Consider the following 18,365-nt stretch of genomic DNA (forward strand, 5'->3'; position numbering starts at 1 on the left):
AACATGCACGTGAGTGAGGTCCTGCCGTGCCCCTGCCCTTCCTGACGGCCGACGGCGTCTTCGACGCACACGAGGACGAAGCCCTCCCCCATGTGAACCCCGAGCGCTGGCGGCGCCCCTACCGGCCCGGCCCCTGGCGGGTCGCCGGCGCGTCGGTGCTGCTGCTGCTCGCCGCCTTCATGCTGCTGGCCACCGTGATCATCGCCTTCGCGGGCACCTGGACGGGCGCGGGCGTCGCCCTGGCCGCCTCGCTCGCCGTCGTCGGCTCCGCGCTGCGGATCCTGCGCTCGGGCGTATGGGTGAGCCCCTCAGGGCTGCGCCGGGTCGGCTTCCTCGGGACCCGCTCGGTCTCCTGGAGCCAGGTCGAGAAGGTGCGCACGGTCCAGCAGCCGGTGCGCTGGCTGGGACTGCCCCGGACCGTGCAGGGGCAGGCGCTGACGGTTTCCGCCCGCGGCAAGGAGGTGCAGGTGCTGCTGACCGACCACAGCGCCGACTTCCTGGCGCGCGGCGAGGCCTTCGACCGGGCCGTCGGCCGGGTGGAGGCGTGGGCCGAGGAGTACCGGGGCGTGCCCGCCTGACGGCGGCGCGACGACACGAGGGCCCGTACGGGGATCGTCCTGTACGGGCCCTTCCGTTTGCCTGCCGTGCGTCAGGCGCGTGCCTGGTGCAGGGCGATGGCCCGCTGCATGGCCTTGCGGGCCCGCGGGGTGTCGCGGGCGTCGTGGTAGGCGACGGCGAGGCGGAACCAGGTGCGCCAGTCCCCCGGCGCGTCCTCGGTCTCCGCCTTGCGGCGTGCGAAGACCTCGTCGGCGGAGTCCCGCAGGATCCGGCCGTACTGGTCCCGTTCCAGCTCGTCGACGGGCAGGCCGCCCTCGGCCTCCAGCTCCGACGCGAGCTGGTTGGCCCGGGTGACGAAGCGGGTGTTCATCCAGAGGAACCAGATGCCGATGACGGGCAGGATGAGCACCGCCGCACCGAAGGTGACGGTGAGCCAGGTGCCCTGCCGGATCAACAGCAGGCCCCGGCTGCCGACCAGGACGAAGTAGACGACCAGGACGGCGGCCGTGACGAGGTAGGTGATCTTCGCGCGCATGGTGTTACTGCCTCATCAGCCGAGGTCGAGGAAGTTTTCCAGGCCGAAGGTGAGGCCCGGGGTCTGCGTCACGCGGCGGGCGCCGAGCAGGATGCCCGGCATGAAGCTGCTGTGGTGCAGGGAGTCGTGACGGATGGTCAGGGTCTCGCCGTCGCCGCCGAGCAGCACCTCCTGGTGGGCCAGCAGGCCGCGCAGGCGGATGGCGTGCACGGGGACGCCGTCGACGTCGGCGCCGCGGGCACCGTCGAGGGCCGTGGCGGTGGCGTCGGGCTGGGCGCCGAGGCCGGCCTCGGCGCGGGCGGCCGCGATGAGCTGGGCCGTGCGGGTCGCGGTGCCCGAGGGGGCGTCGACCTTCGACGGGTGGTGCAGCTCCACGACCTCGACGGACTCGAAGTAGCGGGCGGCCTGGGCCGCGAACTTCATGGTGAGGACGGCGCCGATGGAGAAGTTCGGGGCGATGAGCACGCCGGTCTCCGGGGAGGCGGCGAGCCAGGTGCCGAGCTGGGCGAGGCGGCCCTCGTTCCAGCCGGTGGTGCCGACCACGGCGTGGATGCCGTGGCCCACGAGGAAGTCCAGGTTCCCCATGACCGAGTCGGGGGTGGTCAGCTCGACGGCGACCTGGGCTCCCGCCTCGGCCACCTGCTCCAGCTTGTCGCCCCGTCCGAGGGCCGCCACCAGCTCCATGTCCTCGGCGGCCTCGACCGCCTTGACCGCCTCGGAGCCGATGCGGCCCCGGGCGCCGAGGACTGCCACGCGCAGCTTGCTCATTGTTGCTTCCTTAAGGGTGCGTGCGTACGGGTCTAGGCGACCGCTTCGTCGAGCCGGGCGGCCTGCTTCTCCTTGAGCGGGCCGATCACCGCCAGCGAGGGCCGCTGTGCCAGTACATCCTGGGCGACCGCGCGGACGTCGTCCGGGGTCACCGAGGCGATGCGGGCCAGCATGTCGTCGACGGACATCTGGTCGCCCCAGCACAGCTCGCTCTTGCCGATGCGGTTCATGATCGCGCCGGTGTCCTCCAGGCCGAGGACGGTGGAGCCGGAGAGCTGGCCGATGGCGCGCCTGATCTCCTCGTCGGTGAGGCCCTCGGAGGCGACGGTGTCGAGCTCCTGGCGGCAGATCCGCAGGACGTCGTGGACCTGGCTGGGCCGGCAGCCGGCGTAGACGCCGAAGAGGCCGGTGTCGGCGAAGCCGGAGGTGTACGAGTACACGCTGTAGGCCAGGCCGCGCTTCTCGCGGACCTCCTGGAAGAGCCGGGAGGACATGCCGCCGCCGAGGGCGGTGTTCAGCACGCCGAGGGCCCAGCGGCGCTCGTCGGTGCGGGCCAGGCCCGGCATGCCGAGGACCACGTGGGCCTGCTCGGTCTTGCGGCCCACCAGCTCGACGCGGCCGGCGGTGCGGATGCGCTTGGTGCCGGTGCGCGGGCCGACCGGCACGGCGTCGGTGTGCTTCAGGGCGCCGGCCTTCTCGAAGGCCGCGCGGACCTGGCGTACGACCTTGTTGTGGTCGACGTTGCCGGCGGCGGCGACGACCAGGCGGGTCGGGTCGTAGTGCTTCTTCCAGAAGCGGCGGATCCGGTCGGCGCCGAGGGCGTTGATCGTGTCGACGGTGCCGAGGACGGGGCGGCCGAGCGGCGAGTCCCCGTACATGGTCTGGGCGAACAGGTCGTGGACCACGTCGCCCGGGTCGTCCTCGGTCATCGCGATCTCTTCGAGGATGACACCGCGCTCGGCGTCGACGTCCTCCTCGCGGATCAGCGAGCCGGTGAGCATGTCGCAGACCACGTCGATGGCCAGCGGCAGGTCCGTGTCGAGCACCCGGGCGTAGTAGCAGGTGTACTCCTTCGCCGTGAAGGCGTTCATCTCGCCGCCGACCGCGTCGATCGCGGAGGAGATGTCGAGGGCGCTGCGCTGGGCGGTGCCCTTGAAGAGGAGGTGCTCCAGGTAGTGGGTGGCGCCGTTCAGGGAGGGCGTCTCGTCGCGGGAGCCGACGCCCGCCCAGATGCCGAAGGTGGCGGAGCGCACGGACGGCAGCGTCTCGGTGACGACGCGCAGCCCGCCGGGGAGGACGGTGCGCCGGACGGTGCCGATGCCGTTCTCGCCCTTGAGGAGGGTTTGGGTACGGGCGACGGCCCGCCCCTCCGAAGAGGGGCGGGCCGTCACACGGGAACTACGCGACGTCACTTGTCGGAGTCGTCCTTGTCAGCGTCGGAGCCGCCGGCGGACTCGGTCTCGCCCTCGACCACGGGGACGAGGGAGAGCTTGCCGCGCTGGTCGATCTCGGCGATCTCGACCTGCACCTTGGTGCCGACCGCGAGCACGTCCTCGACGTTCTCCACGCGCTTGCCGCCGGCGAGCTTGCGGATCTGCGAGATGTGCAGCAGGCCGTCCTTGCCGGGCATGAGGGAGACGAAGGCACCGAAGGTGGTGGTCTTGACGACCGTACCCAGGTAGCGCTCGCCGACCTCCGGCATGGTCGGGTTGGCGATCGCGTTGATCGTGGAGCGGGCGGCCTCGGCGGCCGGGCCGTCGGCGGCACCGATGTAGATGGTGCCGTCGTCCTCGATCGTGATCTCGGCGCCGGTGTCCTCCTGGATCTGGTTGATCATCTTGCCCTTGGGGCCGATGACCTCGCCGATCTTGTCCACGGGGATCTTGACGGTGATGATCCGCGGGGCGTTGGGGGACATCTCGTCCGGCGTGTCGATCGCTTCCATCATCACGTCGAGGATGTGGAGGCGGGCGTCGCGGGCCTGGGTCAGGGCCGCGGCCAGGACGGAGGCCGGGATGCCGTCCAGCTTGGTGTCGAGCTGGAGGGCGGTGACGAACTCCTTGGTGCCGGCGACCTTGAAGTCCATGTCGCCGAAGGCGTCCTCCGCACCGAGGATGTCGGTGAGGGCGACGTAGTGCGTCTTGCCGTCGATCTCCTGGGAGATCAGGCCCATGGCGATGCCGGCGACGGGGGCCTTGAGGGGCACACCGGCGTTCAGCAGCGACATGGTGGAGGCGCAGACCGAGCCCATGGACGTCGAACCGTTGGAGCCGAGGGCCTCGGACACCTGGCGGATCGCGTAGGGGAACTCCTCGCGCGTCGGCAGGACCGGCACGATCGCGCGCTCGGCGAGCGCGCCGTGGCCGATCTCGCGGCGCTTCGGAGAGCCGACGCGGCCGGTCTCGCCGACGGAGTACGGCGGGAAGTTGTAGTTGTGCATGTAGCGCTTGCGGGTCACCGGGGAGAGGGTGTCCAGCTGCTGCTCCATGCGGAGCATGTTGAGGGTGGTGACGCCCAGGATCTGGGTCTCGCCACGCTCGAACAGCGCCGAGCCGTGCACGCGCGGGATGGCCTCGACCTCGGCGGCCAGGGTGCGGATGTCGGTCAGGCCACGGCCGTCGATGCGGACCTTGTCCTTGATGACGCGCTCGCGCACCAGGGCCTTGGTCAGGCTGCGGTAGGCGGCGGAGATCTCCTTCTCGCGGCCCTCGAAGGCCGGGAGGAGCTTCTCGGCGGCGATCTCCTTGACGCGGTCCAGCTCGGCCTCGCGGTCCTGCTTGCCCGCGATGGTCAGCGCCTGGGCCAGCTCGCCGCGGACGGCCTGCTCCAGGGCGGCGTAGACGTCCTGCTCGTAGTCGAGGAAGACCGGGAACTCGCCCTCGGGCTTGGCGGCCTTGGCGGCCAGGTCGGCCTGGGCCTTGCACAGGACCTTGATGAAGGGCTTCGCGGCCTCGAGGCCGGCGGCCACGATCTCCTCGGTCGGCGCCTCGGCGCCGCCCTTGACCAGGGCGATGGTCCGCTCGGTGGCCTCGGCCTCGACCATCATGATCGCGACGTCGCCGTCCTCCAGGGCGCGGCCCGCGACGACCATGTCGAAGACGGCGTCCTCGAGCTCGGTGTGCGTCGGGAAGGCGACCCACTGGCCCTTGATCAGCGCGACGCGGACGCCGCCGATCGGGCCGGAGAAGGGCAGGCCGGCCAGCTGGGTGGACGCGGACGCGGCGTTGATCGCGATGACGTCGTACAGGTGGTCCGGGTTGAGCGCCATGACGGTGGCGACGACCTGGATCTCGTTGCGCAGGCCCTTCTTGAAGGAGGGGCGCAGCGGGCGGTCGATCAGGCGGCAGGTGAGGATCGCGTCCTCGGAGGGGCGGCCCTCGCGGCGGAAGAAGGAGCCGGGGATCTTGCCGGCGGCGTACTGGCGCTCCTCGACGTCCACCGTCAGGGGGAAGAAGTCGAGCTGGTCCTTGGGCTTCTTCGACGCGGTGGTCGCGGAGAGGACCATCGTGTCGTCGTCCAGGTAGGCAACGGCGGAGCCGGCGGCCTGGCGGGCGAGGCGGCCCGTCTCGAAGCGGATGGTGCGGGTGCCGAAGGAGCCGTTGTCGATGACGGCCTCGGCGTAGTGGGTCTCGTTCTCCACTAGCGTTTTCTCCATTTTCGTCGTCTCCGTCCGCCACCCGTGTGGTGGTGGACGGTTGCGGAGAAGCGCTCCTGGCGTGCGGGCCGGTCTTCGATCGAAGCACCCGGTTCCCGGCCCCTCCGACGGGGCCTTCCGGATGCCACTACCGAGGACCGGCGGCGTAGGGAGGGCGCTCCTCCTCTTCAGTTGTGCGCTGTGTCCCAGACTACAAAGCGTCCGGTACGTCGCGCACGTACAGCAAAGGGAGCGGCCCCATCGGTGTGGGAACCGCTCCCTTCACAGCGTGCTTACTTGGCGCCGGCCGCACCGCGGCGGATGCCGAGGCGCTCGACCAGCGTACGGAAGCGCTGGATGTCCTTCTTGGCCAGGTACTGCAGCAGGCGGCGGCGCTGGCCGACCAGGATCAGCAGACCACGACGGGAGTGGTGGTCGTGCTTGTGGGTCTTGAGGTGCTCGGTCAGGTCCGAGATGCGGCGGGACAGCATCGCGACCTGGACCTCGGGAGAGCCGGTGTCGCCCTCCTTGGCACCGAATTCGGCGATGATCTGCTTCTTCGTAGCGGCGTCGAGCGGCACGCTTACTCCTCGTTTGGTCTTCGTGGCCACCGAGTGCCCCAGGTCGAATTCGCTGGGGAGCTTCCGTAACTCGGGAGGCGAGGTCCGCTGGGCGCTGTCCCCAGAGGTCTCCGGGAACGCGTACACAAACGGCCGTCACACAGCGTACCAGGCTGCCGGGTCGCGACGTCTCAGCTGGTGAGAGAGCGGGCGCGGCCGTACACGTCGAGCACTGCCAGGGCCAGCGGGACCAGGCTGAGCAGGACCGCGGCCTCGGTGAGGTCGAGCAGCCTTCCCCAGAAGGGTGACAGGCCCTTGCGGGGGATGACAAGCGAGATTCCCGCGAGGAGGGCGGCTCCGGCGGCGACGGCGGCCGAGAGCCAGACCGTACGTTCGAACACCTGGTCGACCGGCGTGCGCAGGGCCAGCCCCAGGACCAGCAGGCCGACCGCGGCCAGCCCGGCGGCCAGGGCGCAGACCACCTGGGAGGTGTAGCGGAAGAGGCGGGCGCGCAGCAGCATCGCCAGGCCGGTGGCCAGGGCCAGCAGGCGGCCCCAGGTGCTGTCGGAGAAGCCGAGGACGGCGGCGGCCGCGACGGCGACCGCGGCGCATCCCCCGACGAGGCCGAGCAGCATCTCGTGCCCCCGCCGGGCCTGGGCGGCGATGGCCTCGGCGTCGAGCGGGGCGGCCTGCTGGCCGGCGCCGCCCTGGTCGGCGTACGGGTCGGCGTCGTAGTGGTCCGGGGCCTCGTATCCGGGGGCCGCGCTCTGCGGGGCGGCGTACCCGATGGGCAGCCGGGCGAAGCGGGCGGACAGGGCGGGGAGGAAGGCGACGAGCCCGATGGCGACGGGGGCGCACACGGCGGCGGCGGCCGTGGCGGAGGCGTCGGCGGCGATGGCGCCGAAGGCGGCCAGGGTCCCGGTGGCGGCCAGGAAGGTGGCGGCGACGAAGGGGGCGTCCCCGTCCGGGGTGAGCGCGACCAGCGCGACGGAGGCGACCAGGACGCAGGCGCAGCCGAGCAGGAACTGGAGGCGGCCGGGTCCCTGGCCGGCGCCGGCGGCGACGGTCCCGGAGCCGGCGATCAGCAGGTGCGGCAGGGCGGCGAGGCCGAGGGCGACGGCGGAGCCGCGGTCGCGGTAGACGCGGGCGCGCACTCCGGCGGCGGCGGTGAGCAGCAGGCCGACGGCCCCGGCGATGATCCCGGGGAGGCCGTGCATGTCGTGCCGGACGGGGTCCGCGTACCAGAGGAGGAAGCCGAGCAGGACGAGCAGCACCGCCGCGCCGGACAGGCCCGCCCCGCGCAGCATGTCGTCGCTCCAGCGGTGCCGGTCGCGGACGACGGCGGAGGCGACGGCGTCGGAGACGTCGTCGAAGACGGCCGGCGGCAGGGACTCGGCGAAGGGCCGCAGGCTGAGCACCTCGCCGTCCAGGACCTGCTGGGCGGCGAGGGTGCGGGCTCCGTCGAGGACGGTGCCGGAGCGGCGGACCAGGTGGAAGCCGGTGGGGGCGCCGACGGGCTGGGTCTGGCCGGTGAGGCGCAGCAGTTCGGGGTAGACGTCGGCGACGGCGATGTCCTCGGGGAGGGCTACGTCGATGCGGCTGTCCGGCGCCACGACGGTGACCCTGCAGAAACCGGTCGCCTCGGCCGTACTCACCTGTGTGACCCCCTGGTTGGCACCGAACCGCCGCGGCGGCGGTCGGTTCGCGGACGCGCATGGCGCGGGCGTCACCCTACCCGGAGGGGGGACGGCCCCCGGCAAGTAGGATCGCCGTTCGCGTCGGGCGCGGGGGCGGGAGTGGCCGCCGGTGCCCGGGACTTGGGGGCGCCGGCCGCGACGTCCCGCCAGTTTTCGAGGGATTGATGCTCCGGTGAGCCAGATCGTCGTCAAACGCCCGCCGCGGTCCCTGCCGCCCGAGGTCCCTTCGGACGAGCTGAGGCTGGAGGCGCCGCCGGAACTCCCGCGGGGGCAGCAGGAGGGCACGCTGATGCAGCTCCTGCCGATGCTGGGCATGGGCTCCTCGGTGGTCTTCTTCTTCATGCCGGGCTCGGCGCCGTTCATGCGGATCATGGGCGTGCTGATGCTGGCGTCGACGGTGGGCATGGTCATCGCCCAGCTGGTGCGCCACCGGCGCGGTACGCAGGGGCAGATGGCCGACGTGCGGCGGGACTACCTCAAGTACCTCGCGCAGACGCGCCGCCAGGTGCGGCGCACCGCGCGGGCGCAGCGCGACGCGCAGCTGTACCTGCACCCGGCGCCCGACCAGCTGTGGTCGGTGGTGGCGGAGGGTTCGCGGCTGTGGGAGCGGCGGGTCGGCGACGCGGACTTCGGGCAGGCCCGGCTGGGGCTGGGCGCGCAGCGGCTCGCGACGGCGCTGGTGGCTCCGGACACGGCCCCGGTGGACGAGCTGGAGCCGCTGGCGGCGGGGGCGATGCAGCGGTTCCTGAAGGTGCACTCCTCGCTGGAGGGGCTGCCGGTGGCGGTGTCGATCCGGGCGTTCTACCACGTGACGGTGTCCGGGGAGGCGGAGTCGGCGCGGGGTGCGGCGCGGGCGATGGTGGCGCAGCTGGTGACGCTGCACTCCCCCGAGGACCTGGTGGTGGCGGTGGTGGCCGCGCCGGGGGCGGTGCCTTCGTGGGACTGGGTGAAGTGGCTGCCGCACACGCAGGTGCCGGGGCAGGTCGACGGGGCCGGTACGAAGCGGCTGTTCGGCGACGACCTGGGTGATCTGGAGGGGCTGCTGGGGTCCCGGCTGGAGGGGCGGCCGCGGTTCAGCCGGGAGGTGTCGCCGGTGCTGGACCAGCCGCACCTGGTGGTGGTGCTGGACGGCGGGCTGGTGCCGCCGGACTCGGTGTTCGCGGCGGCCGAGGGGCTGCAGGGCGTCACCGTCGTCGAGGTGGTCGCGGGCGGCCTGGACGAGTCCGCTCGCTTCGCCGGGGAGGGCCCGCGGCGCGGCGGGCTGTCGGTGGTGGTGGAGCCGGGCCGGCTGCGGCTGGAGTCGGGCGCGGGTGTCGCGTACGAGGGCGTCCCGGACGGCTTGTCGCTGCCGGCGGCGGAGGCGCTGGCCCGGCAGCTGGCGCCGCTGCGCACGGGGGGCGGGGACGACGACGAGCCGCTGCTGGCGAACCTGGACTTCACCGACCTGCTGAACCTGGGCGACGCGGCTTCGGTCGACGTGTCCCGCACCTGGCGGCCGCGGTCGGCCGGCGAGCGGCTGCGGGTGCCGATCGGGGTGGGCGAGGACGGCGCGCCGGTGATGCTGGACCTGAAGGAGGCCGCGCAGGAGGGCATGGGCCCGCACGGGCTGTGCGTGGGTGCGACGGGTTCGGGCAAGTCGGAGCTGCTGCGCACGCTGGTGCTGGGGCTGGCGGTGACGCACACCTCGGAGACGCTGAACTTCGTCCTCGCCGACTTCAAGGGCGGTGCCACCTTCACCGGCATGGGCCGGATGCCGCACGTCGCGGCGGTGATCACCAACCTGGCGGACGACCTGACGCTCGTGGACCGGATGGGCGACTCGATCCGCGGCGAGCTCCAGCGCCGGCAGGAGCTGCTGCGTTCCGCGGGCAACTACGCGAACATCCACGACTACGAGAAGGCGCGCGCGGCGGGCGCCCCGCTGGAGCCGCTGGCCTCGCTGGTGCTGGTCATCGACGAGTTCTCGGAGCTGCTGACCGCCAAGCCCGACTTCATCGACATGTTCATCCAGATCGGCCGGATCGGCCGCTCGCTGGGCGTGCACCTGCTGCTGGCCTCGCAGCGGCTGGAGGAGGGCAAGCTGCGCGGCCTGGACACGTACCTGTCGTACCGGATCGGTCTGCGCACCTTCTCGGCGTCGGAGTCGCGGACGGCGCTCGGCGTGCCGGACGCGTACCACCTGCCGTCGGTGCCCGGTTCGGGCTACCTGAAGTTCGGCACGGACGAGATGGTGCGCTTCAAGGCGGCGTACGTGTCGGGCGTCTACCGCTCGGGCGGGCCGGACCCGTCGGCGGGGCCGTTCCCGGTGGAGCGCCGCCCGGCGCTGTTCACGGCGGCCCCGGTGCCGGTGGTGTACGCGGCGCCGGACCCGGCGCTCGCGGCGGAGCGGGCGGAGCGGGCGCAGCGGGAGGACGACGCGCTCGCCGACACGGTGCTCGACGTGATCGTGGGGCGGCTGGAGGGGCAGGGCGTTCCGGCGCACCAGGTGTGGCTGCCGCCGCTGGACCGGGCGCCTTCCCTGGACCAGCTGCTGCCGGCCCTGGCGCCGTCGGCGGAGCGCGGGCTGCACGCGCAGGGGTACACGCGGCCGGGCGGGCTGGTGGTGCCGCTCGGGCTGATCGACAAGCCCTTCGAGCAGCGGCGCGAGGTGCTCTACCGGGACTTCTCGGGTGCGGCGGGGCACATGATGGTGGTGGGCGGTCCGCAGTCGGGCAAGTCCACGCTGGTGCGGACGCTGATCTGCGCGTTCGCGCTGACGCACACCCCGCGCGAGGTGCAGTTCTACGGGCTGGACTTCGGCGGCGGGGCGCTGTCCTCGGTGGCGGAGCTGCCGCACGTGGGCTCGATCGCCTCCCGGCTGGATCCGGAGCGGGTGCGGCGCACGGTCGCGGAGGTGGCGGGGATCCTGGCCCGGCGCGAGGAGTTCTTCCGGGCGAACGGCATCGACTCCATCGGCACGTACCGGCGCAGGCGGGCGGCGGGCGAGCTGCCGGGCGAGGCGTGGGGCGACGTGTTCCTGGTCGTCGACGGCTGGGGCGGGTTCCGCGGCGAGTACGAGGGCCTGGAGCCGGTGGTGACCGACATCGCGGCCCGCGGGCTCGGCTACGGCATCCACGTGGTGGTCACGGCGGCCCGCTACATGGAGGTGCGGTCGGCGCTGAAGGACCAGCTGCTGAGCCGGCTGGAGCTGCGGCTCGGGGACGTGATGGACTCCGAGTTCGACCGGCGGGTGGCGGCGAACGTGCCGACGGGGATGCCGGGGCGCGGCCAGGTGCCGGAGAAGCTGCACTTCCTGGGGGCGCTGCCGCGGACCGACGGGTCGCACGACGCGGAGAGCCTCTCGGAGGGGACCCGCGCGTTCGTGGCGGCGGCGCGTTCGGGCTGGTCGGGCCCGTCCGCTCCCGGGGTGCGGCTGCTGCCGCGGCTGCTGCACGCGGACCGGCTGCCCAAGGGCGGGGAGTTCCCGGAGCGGGGGATCGCGATCGGCATCGACGAGACGGCCCTGGAGCCGGTGTTCGTGGACTTCGAGAGCGACCCCTTCTTCCTGGTGTTCGGCGAGAGCGAGTCGGGCAAGACGAACCTGCTGCGGCTGATCGCGCAGCAGATCGCCCAGCGCTACCGTCCGGACCAGGCCAAGCTGGTCGTCGGCGACTACCGGCGCGGGCTGCTGGGGGCGCTGCCGGAGGAGCACCTGCTGGAGTACGCGCCGATGGCGAGCTCCCTGCAGATGCACATGGAGGCGCTGGTCGGGGTGTTCTCGCGCAGGCAGCCGCCGACGGACGTGACCCCGCAGCAGCTGCGGGACCGCAGCTGGTGGACGGGACCGGACGTGTTCATCGTGATCGACGACTACGACCTGGTCGCCACGAGCCAGGGCAACCCGTTGGCGCAGCTGGTGGAGTTCCTGCCGTTCGCCCGGGACACCGGGGTCCGCTTCGTCATCGCGCGGAGCTCGGCGGGCGCCTCGCGGGCGATGTACGAGCCGTTCATGCAGCGGATCAAGGAGCTGGGCGCGCAGGGCGTCGTCCTGTCGGGCGACCCCTCCGAGGGCGATCTGCTCGGCACCGTACGCTCCCGGCCGATGCCCCCGGGCCGCGGGCACTACGTGTCGCGCCGGCGCGGTACCTCGCTGGTCCAGCTGGGCCGGATGCCGGGCCTGTAGGGGGCCGGGGCCGGGTCCGCGAGCCGGGTCCGGGGGCGGCCGCGGCGGCCATCGGGGGAAACGGGTCCCCCGGCGGCCGCGTTCCGCCGATAATCGGCAGCGAAGACCGAGCAGCACCGCACGACCGACGGGAAGGGCCGCGCATGGGCACCCAGCAGGAGAAGGACGAGCTGTACGCGCTCGACATCAGCGACGTCGAGTGGCAGGGGCCGCCCGGGACCAGCCCGGACGAGGAGCGGGTGGAGATCGCCAAGCTGCCCGAGGGCGCGGTGGCGATGCGGTCCTCCCTGGACCGCGACACGGTGCTGCGCTACACGGCGGCCGAGTGGGAGGCGTTCGTGCTCGGGGCCCGGGACGGGGAGTTCGACCTCACCTGAGGCTGCCCGCGGGCCCGGGTACGGCGAAGGGGGCGCGCCCTGTGCGGGCGCGCCCCCTTCGGCATGCCGGGCGGGCTCAGAAGGCCTCGGTGAACAGGCGCGAGGCCTTCACGTCGGTGACGCGGTAGTCGCCCTTGCCGCGCTCGATGAGCCGGGCGACGCCCTCCAGCTGCTTCTGCATGTGGTCGGCGCGGCCGTGGTACTTCTTCTGGAGGTCGACGTACGCGAGGTGCGCCTCGCCGTCCCAGGTGTCGGTGACGACCTTCACGGCCGCCTCCATCTCCTCCAGGTCCTTGAGGATGTTCCGGGAGACGACGCGGATGCGGTCCGCCATCTGCTGGACGCTCTCGTACCGTACCCGGGTGTGGCCGTCCTGGTTGTCTGCCATGTCCTTCTCCTTCGGGGCTGGGGCGTGCTGGGCGGACGCGGACGTCAGAGGGATTCGAGGCCCGAGCGGGCACCGCCGGCGGGGGCCGCGCCGGAGCCGCGGTTGATCGCGCCGAACGCAGCGTGCACGTCCGCGTCCTGGGCGTTGGTGAGGTTCTTCGTCTGCGCCACGGCGTTGTGCAGGACCTTGAGCAGGCGGCGGATCTCGTCGTGGTCGAGGTTGAGGTCCGACTGGGCCTTCTTGAAGCCGTCGGCGCCGACGCCGGTCCAGCCCGCGTGCACGGTCTCGAGGATGTCGGCCAGCTCACGGGCCTGGGTGCTGACGGCGGCGGCCGTCTCGGAGATCTTGTTGGCCGCCTTGACGACCGGATCGTCCGCGAGTCCGAAATTGTTCGTCATCCGAAGCTCCTCACTTCTCAATTCCCCGGCAGGGCCGGTGGATTGCAGGGCGGAGCGGCTCCCGGCCGCAGCAATTCAGGCCACGCACACCGGACTTCCCCCCTCCGCTTCACACGGATCCCCGATCACAGTCGTGAAGCCTGGCGTCACTCTAGTCAGTTCGGTCGACCCGCCCAACACCGGTCGTCGGGTCCCGCGGACGTACCGTGGGCGTTCACTGCGAACGGGTCCGGCGGCCCCGGCGGGCGTCGCGGACGACGGTCGCGGTCCCGGCGACGACGGCGATGAGCACGCCCGCGATCCCGAGCGCGTACGTGCCGATCCGCTGGTCGCGCTCCTGCGCGGTCTCCGACATCGGGACGGCCGCCGCCCGCGGCGCGGCCGCCGGGGGCGGGCCCGGGTCCGGGACGGGGGGCGTGGGCGGCGCGTCGTCCTGGGTGACCGCCCGCACCGGGTCCACCACGCCCCATCCGACGTAGTCGTCACGGCCCTTGACGGAGCGCTCGGCGGTGTTCTGGATCTGCCAGACCACCTCCTGCGGGGTCCACTGCGGATGCTCGGCGACCAGCAGGGCGGCGACCCCGGCGACGTAGGGCGCGGAGAAGCTGGTGCCGTTGTCGATGCACTGGCCGAAGCCGGGGACGGTGGAGACCATGTCGACGCCGGGGGCGGCGACCCCGATGAAGTCCCCGGGCTGGGAGAAGGCGGCCCGTTCGTTGTTGCGGTCGGAGGAGGCCACGGCGAGGACCCCGGGGAAGGCCGCCGGGTAGGTGCGGTGCTTGTGCCCGCTCAGTCCGTCGTTGCCGGCCGAGGCCACGACGACGGCCTTGGCGGCCAGCGCCCGCTGGACGGCCTTGCCCAGTTCGGAGTCCGGGGTCAGCGGTGCGTCGGTGTCCTGGGAGATGTTGATGACGCGGGCGCCCTTGGCGACGGCGTGGTCGACGGCCTGGGCGAGGGTGGCCACCGCGTTGCCGGTGGCCTGTCCGTCGTTCTGCCGGATGGGGATCACCGTGGCCTCGGGGGCGAGGCCGACGAAGCCGGTGCCCTGCTGGGGGCGGGCCGCGATCAGCCCGGCGACCTTGGTGCCGTGCCCGACGGTGTCGTTGGTGCCGTCACCGCCCTTGGGGTCGATGAAGTCGCGTCCGGCGCCGGTGTCGAGGGCGCCGGCGAGCTGCGGGTTGGCGCGGTCCACTCCGGTGTCGATGACGGCGACCCGCACCCCCTTGCCCTTCGTGCGCGCCCACAGCGCGTCCAGCATGACCCGCTGGAGGGCCCAGGGCCGGTCGGCGATCTGCTTCTTCATGGGGAAGGTGCACTCCCCCGCCCCGTCCAGGACGAAGGCGTACGGGGACTGCGGCGCGGGCGCCGCGCCGCCGGGCGCGGCCAGCGCGAGGGCGGCGGCCGCCAGGGCCGCGCGGAAGGGCCGGGACACGGCCGGCGTCCTCACGAGCCCTGCGGCTGACGGGCCGAGTTGGTGTCCAGGCGGGGCCCCTTGGAGAGGAACTCCGACCACGCGATCGGCACCGGGGCGGGGACGATCCCGCCGTAGCCGAGCCGCACCTGCGCCTGGCTGGGCTCGGGCCGGCCGTCGCCGGCGGCGGCGTCCTGCGCCTGCTTCCCGGCGGCGCCGATCCCCGACTGCTCGGCGTCGCTGTCGCCGTTGGCCTGGACCGCGTACCGCAGGCCGGTGTCGGTCACCAGGAAGAGGGCGCCGGCCCCGCCGGTCTGGCGCCCCTGGACCTGGGTGTAGAGCAGGCCCGTGCCGGGGGTGACGTAGGAGCTGGTGCCGCTGGCGGTGATGTCGACGGGGAACCCGGTGCCGGCCCAGGTGCTCAGCGTCTGCCCGCCCTGGCCGTCGACGGAGCGCAGGACGCTGCACACGGTGTCGCGGCGTTCACCGCCGTTCGCGGCGCCCGGGGTGTCCGCGACCCGGTTGACCTGCATGCCGCGCTTGCGGGGCCACTTGGCGTCCTCCTTGAAGGGAGGGGCGTTGGGGTCCAGGGACTTCAGGCCGGTCTCGCGGGCCCTGCCGCGCATGCCGAGGCCCTCGGCGGCGGGCGAGTGGATCAGCAGCCAGGCCGTGAACTCCGAGACGGGGGCGACCCGGTCGGGCAGTACGACGTAGTACTGCGTGCCGGAGCCGGTCTGCGCGGTCAGCACCATGCCCACCTTGCCGTCGGCACCGCCCGGGACGGCGGTGCTCGCCCCGGGGGTGCCGGGCAGCTGCGGGAAGGCCAGGTCGTCGCCGGCGTTGAGGGTGGCCAGCCACTCCTCGGTCACCGGCTGCGGGGTGGCCCCGGTGCCGACCAGGGCCGTCGTCAGCGTCCCGGAGTCCGGGCGCCCCTCGGGGAACCGGTACTTCGTGCCGGCCGAGTCGACGAGGAAGCGCTCCTTGGCGCCGCCGGTGCTCTGCACGTACAGCACCTGGGTGTCGGTGGTGCGGTTCCCGTCGTCCAGCAGGCCCGCCTCCCGGTCGGCGAGGACGAAGGCCGCCGTCTGCACGCCCCGGTTGTTGCCGCCGGGCTGCTGGCAGACGGCCCAGCGCTTGGCCTTGGCGGCGTCGGCCTTGGCGGGGAGCCGGTCGGGGGCGTAGGGGATCCCGATGATGGGGCCGCGCGGGGGCTTGCCCGCGTCGAGCACCTTGTCCTCGACCTGGACCACCTTCGACTTGCGCGGGTCCAGCAGCAGCCGCGCCGAGGCCAGGTTCAGCACGGGGTGCAGCCGGGTCTGGTCCTTGCCGTTCACCTTCGTGGTCAGGACCACGTACCGGGTCGTCGACTGCTTGCCGACGACGACCATGGCCCCGGGCTCGTCCCACCCCTTCGGGGCCTGCGGCCGGAACATCCCCCAGGCGCCGAAGCCCACGACGATCAGCGCGCCGGCCACCACGGAGGGCAGGACCGCGCGCAGCGGGCGGGGCGCGCCTTCCTCCGTCCCGGTGGCGGAGGGCTGGAGGAACGCGGCCACGGTGCGCCGCTTCGCGAAGGTGTACGCGTTGAGCTCATCACGTCGTGACGCCATACCGCCTGCTTCTCCCCGCACGGCCCGGCCGGTGGGGCCGCTCCCCGGGCCTTGGTTGTCGGACCGGGGACCTACTATGCCTCTTGACGGAGGGTCGGCTGGTGCCGGGTGCCCGGGGCGGCGGTCCCGCGCCCGCCGGGCCCCTGCGGACCGGGGTGTTCAGGCTGTTGGGGTGGACGGGGAGATTCCGGTGTGGTGCGGCCGCGGCCGGACGGCATCGGGACTCCCGCGCCCCGCAGGCGAGTTGGGGAGGTGCGCGAGTGAGTGCCAGTGCGACGGCGCCGCGGGCTGCCGCGGCCGCACCCGCACGCGGCGGGGTCACGCCGCATCCGAGGTCGGGCCCGGGCCGGTTCGGCCCGTTCCGACTGCAACAGCTCGTGCTCCTCCAGCTCGCGGCCGCCGCGCTGCTCGTGGCCTGGGTGGTGGAACCGCTGCTGCTGGTGCCCGCGGGCGTCCTGGCGCTGGTGCTCGCCCTGCTGGCCCTCGTCCGCCGCCACCAGCGCTCCCTGCCCGAGTGGATCGGCGGAGTGCTCGCCCTGCGCTCCAGGCGGCGCAGGGCCGCCGCCTTCACCGTGCCGGCGGGCACCGAGCCTGGGCTCGCGCCGCTGGTCGAGGCCGAGCCGGCGCTGCGCACCACGGCCTTCGGCGACCGCGACCGGCGGCCCGTCGGGCTGGTCGGCGACGGGACGTTCCTGACGGCGGTGGTCCAGGTGGACGCGGGCGCCACCGCGCTGCGCCCCGACCGCGCGGAGCGGCCGCTGCCGCTGTCCCTGATCCGGGACGCCCTCGAAGTGGACGGCATCCGGCTGGAGTCGGCGCAGCTGGTGCAGCACACCCAGCCCGCGCCCGCCCCGCACCTGCCCGCCCGATCGACGGCCGCGCTCAACTACGCTCCCCTGCAAGCCCGTACGGGCACCCCGGCGGTGCGGCTGACGTGGATCGCGCTCAAGCTCGACCCCGAGCTGTGCCCGGAGGCGGTCGCCGCGCGCGGCGGCGGCCTCGCGGGGGCGCAGCGCTGCGTGGTGCGGGTGGCGGACCAGCTGGCCGGCCGGCTGACCGGGGCCGGGTTCCGGGCCACCGTGCTCACCGAGCAGGAGCTGACGGGCGCGCTGGCCACCTCCTCCTGCGCCAACCCGATGGCGATCACCCAGGCCGGGCGGTCGGCGAGCACCGGCCGGCGCACGGAGGAGACCGCCCGCACCTGGCGCTGCGACGACCGGCGCCACACCACCTACTGGATAGGCCGCTGGCCCCGGCTGGGCGGGGCGGGGGCCGGGCTGCCGCAGTTCGTGGCGCTGCTCACGTCGTTGCCGGCCCTGGCGACCAACTTCAGCCTGACGGTGGCCCCTGCGGAGCGGCAGGGCGTGACCCTGACCGGGTACGTGCGGGTCACCGGGCGCAGCGACGAGGAGCTCGTGGCGGCCCGGCGGGAGCTGGAGCGGACCGCGCGGGGCGTAGGGGCCGGGCTGGTACGGCTCGACCGGGAACAGGTGCCGGGGCTGCTGGCCTCGCTGCCGCTGGGAGGGGCGCGATGAGGGGTCCGGCTCCGGTCCGGGGCGGTTTCGGGCTGATCGGGCCCCGCCGGGAGCGGCACGTGGTGCAGGCGGCTGACCTGGACGCGCTGGCGCTGCCCGTCGGGGACGACGGGGTCGTCATCGGCGTGGACGCCGAGGGGCGGCCGGCGGTGCTCGGCGTGAACCGTCCCACGCCGTACGAGGTCACCCTGATCGGCGGCCTGTGGACGGCCCAGGTACTGGCCCTGCGCACGGCCGCGACCGGGGCCCGGGTCGCGGTGGAGACCGGGCGCGCGCCGGTGTGGTCCGGGCTGGCCCAGGCGGCCGGCGGCGCGCAGCAGTGCGTGACCCTGCACGACGTGGGCCGGGTCCCGCCGCAGGGCGCCTCGGCCGGCAGCCCGGTGCTGGTGATCCGGGACTGCGGGATGCGGCCGCCGCGCGGGCGGGTGGTGGCGGGGCCGTGGCAGTCGGTGCTGACCCTGCTGCCGTACCTGAGCCCGTCCGCGCCCCGGCTGCTGCGGAACTCGGCGCTGGCCGGGGTGCAGCGGGTGTCCCCGGACGAGGCGGAACAGGTGGGCGCGCTGATGCGGCTGCCGCGGGCGGCGGTCGAGTCGCTGCCGACCCTGGGGGACGGGGTGACGCTGTGGTGCACGCCGCGGGACCGGAAGTTCGTGATGACGCAGGGGACGGAAGCGGAGACCGCGCTGCTGGGGGCGGCCCGGCGCATCGACTGACGGCCGGTCCGCGGGACGT

Annotated in this window: 15 protein-coding genes; 5 read left to right on the forward strand and 10 right to left on the reverse strand. The window is 73.6% G+C overall.

Annotated elements, in window-relative coordinates:
- Window positions 1–26: 26 nt before the first annotated feature.
- The gene (locus ABD973_RS07860) at window positions 27–578 is read left to right on the forward strand and encodes a PH domain-containing protein (protein ID WP_125595899.1); all 552 of its coding nucleotides are present in this window, start codon (window positions 27–29) and stop codon (window positions 576–578) included.
- 71 nt (window positions 579–649) lie between these two features.
- Here ABD973_RS07860 and ABD973_RS07865 read toward each other — a convergent pair whose 3' ends face one another.
- The 6 genes from ABD973_RS07865 to eccD form a co-directional block, all read right to left on the reverse strand.
- Entirely contained in the window at window positions 650–1,093 is a 444-nt protein-coding gene (locus ABD973_RS07865; RefSeq protein WP_345499456.1) for a hypothetical protein, read from the reverse strand.
- 15 nt (window positions 1,094–1,108) lie between these two features.
- A complete protein-coding gene (gene dapB, locus ABD973_RS07870; protein WP_125822748.1) occupies window positions 1,109–1,861 on the reverse strand; it encodes a 4-hydroxy-tetrahydrodipicolinate reductase in 753 nt (250 codons plus the stop codon).
- A 32-nt stretch (window positions 1,862–1,893) separates the two neighbouring features.
- Entirely contained in the window at window positions 1,894–3,273 is a 1,380-nt protein-coding gene (locus ABD973_RS07875) for a M16 family metallopeptidase (protein ID WP_125595908.1), read from the reverse strand.
- Complete coding sequence (locus tag ABD973_RS07880; RefSeq protein WP_125595936.1) at window positions 3,270–5,501, reverse strand: polyribonucleotide nucleotidyltransferase; 2,232 nt, start codon at window positions 5,499–5,501, stop codon at window positions 3,270–3,272. The genes ABD973_RS07875 and ABD973_RS07880 overlap by 4 nt, the downstream gene beginning before the upstream one ends.
- A 287-nt stretch (window positions 5,502–5,788) precedes the next feature.
- Window positions 5,789–6,076: a 30S ribosomal protein S15 gene (gene rpsO / locus ABD973_RS07885; protein ID WP_007266917.1), complete on the reverse strand. Its 288-nt coding sequence runs from the start codon at window positions 6,074–6,076 to the stop codon at window positions 5,789–5,791.
- 170 nt (window positions 6,077–6,246) lie between these two features.
- Window positions 6,247–7,710: a type VII secretion integral membrane protein EccD gene (eccD, locus tag ABD973_RS07890; RefSeq protein WP_345499458.1), complete on the reverse strand. Its 1,464-nt coding sequence runs from the start codon at window positions 7,708–7,710 to the stop codon at window positions 6,247–6,249.
- Between the two features lie 214 nt (window positions 7,711–7,924).
- On the opposite strand from eccD, the gene eccCa reads away from it, so the two are divergent.
- Window positions 7,925–11,914: a type VII secretion protein EccCa gene (gene eccCa / locus ABD973_RS07895; protein WP_345499460.1), complete on the forward strand. Its 3,990-nt coding sequence runs from the start codon at window positions 7,925–7,927 to the stop codon at window positions 11,912–11,914.
- Window positions 11,915–12,057: 143 nt separating this feature from the next.
- On the forward strand, window positions 12,058–12,291 hold the full coding sequence (locus ABD973_RS07900; RefSeq protein ID WP_007266914.1) for a DUF397 domain-containing protein: 234 nt from the start codon (window positions 12,058–12,060) through the stop codon (window positions 12,289–12,291).
- 76 nt (window positions 12,292–12,367) lie between these two features.
- Here the strand turns inward: ABD973_RS07900 and ABD973_RS07905 are convergent, their stop codons facing one another.
- The 4 genes from ABD973_RS07905 to eccB form a co-directional block, all read right to left on the reverse strand.
- Window positions 12,368–12,679, reverse strand: coding sequence for a WXG100 family type VII secretion target (locus ABD973_RS07905; protein ID WP_125595917.1), 312 nt, complete (start codon window positions 12,677–12,679; stop codon window positions 12,368–12,370).
- A 44-nt stretch (window positions 12,680–12,723) separates the two neighbouring features.
- Complete coding sequence (locus ABD973_RS07910) at window positions 12,724–13,077, reverse strand: WXG100 family type VII secretion target (protein ID WP_345499465.1); 354 nt, start codon at window positions 13,075–13,077, stop codon at window positions 12,724–12,726.
- 214 nt (window positions 13,078–13,291) lie between these two features.
- Entirely contained in the window at window positions 13,292–14,509 is a 1,218-nt protein-coding gene (mycP, locus tag ABD973_RS07915) for a type VII secretion-associated serine protease mycosin (RefSeq protein WP_345499467.1), read from the reverse strand.
- 11 nt (window positions 14,510–14,520) lie between these two features.
- Window positions 14,521–16,098 (reverse strand): type VII secretion protein EccB, encoded by a 1,578-nt coding sequence (eccB, locus tag ABD973_RS07920; protein ID WP_125822743.1) that lies wholly within the window; start codon window positions 16,096–16,098, stop codon window positions 14,521–14,523.
- 260 nt (window positions 16,099–16,358) lie between these two features.
- On the opposite strand from eccB, the gene eccE reads away from it, so the two are divergent.
- Both eccE and ABD973_RS07930 read left to right on the forward strand, forming a co-directional pair.
- On the forward strand, window positions 16,359–17,633 hold the full coding sequence (gene eccE / locus ABD973_RS07925) for a type VII secretion protein EccE (protein WP_345499469.1): 1,275 nt from the start codon (window positions 16,359–16,361) through the stop codon (window positions 17,631–17,633).
- Window positions 17,630–18,346 (forward strand): hypothetical protein, encoded by a 717-nt coding sequence (locus ABD973_RS07930; protein ID WP_345499471.1) that lies wholly within the window; start codon window positions 17,630–17,632, stop codon window positions 18,344–18,346. The genes eccE and ABD973_RS07930 overlap by 4 nt, the downstream gene beginning before the upstream one ends.
- Window positions 18,347–18,365 lie beyond the last annotated feature (19 nt).

The sequence above is a fragment of the Streptomyces racemochromogenes genome (assembly GCF_039535215.1).
Classification (GTDB): Bacteria; Actinomycetota; Actinomycetes; order Streptomycetales; family Streptomycetaceae; genus Streptomyces; species Streptomyces racemochromogenes.

Excerpts from the sequence above, each read along its gene's own strand:
- ABD973_RS07865 (WP_345499456.1), bottom strand. The coding sequence starts at position 1,093 with ATGCGCGCGAAGATCACCTACCTCGTCACGGCCGCCGTCCTGGTCGTC.
- dapB (WP_125822748.1), bottom strand. The coding sequence starts at position 1,861 with ATGAGCAAGCTGCGCGTGGCAGTCCTCGGCGCCCGGGGCCGCATCGGC.
- ABD973_RS07900 (WP_007266914.1), top strand. The coding sequence starts at position 12,058 with ATGGGCACCCAGCAGGAGAAGGACGAGCTGTACGCGCTCGACATCAGC.
- ABD973_RS07905 (WP_125595917.1), bottom strand. The coding sequence starts at position 12,679 with ATGGCAGACAACCAGGACGGCCACACCCGGGTACGGTACGAGAGCGTC.
- ABD973_RS07910 (WP_345499465.1), bottom strand. The coding sequence starts at position 13,077 with ATGACGAACAATTTCGGACTCGCGGACGATCCGGTCGTCAAGGCGGCC.
- eccB (WP_125822743.1), bottom strand. The coding sequence starts at position 16,098 with ATGGCGTCACGACGTGATGAGCTCAACGCGTACACCTTCGCGAAGCGG.
- ABD973_RS07930 (WP_345499471.1), top strand. The coding sequence starts at position 17,630 with ATGAGGGGTCCGGCTCCGGTCCGGGGCGGTTTCGGGCTGATCGGGCCC.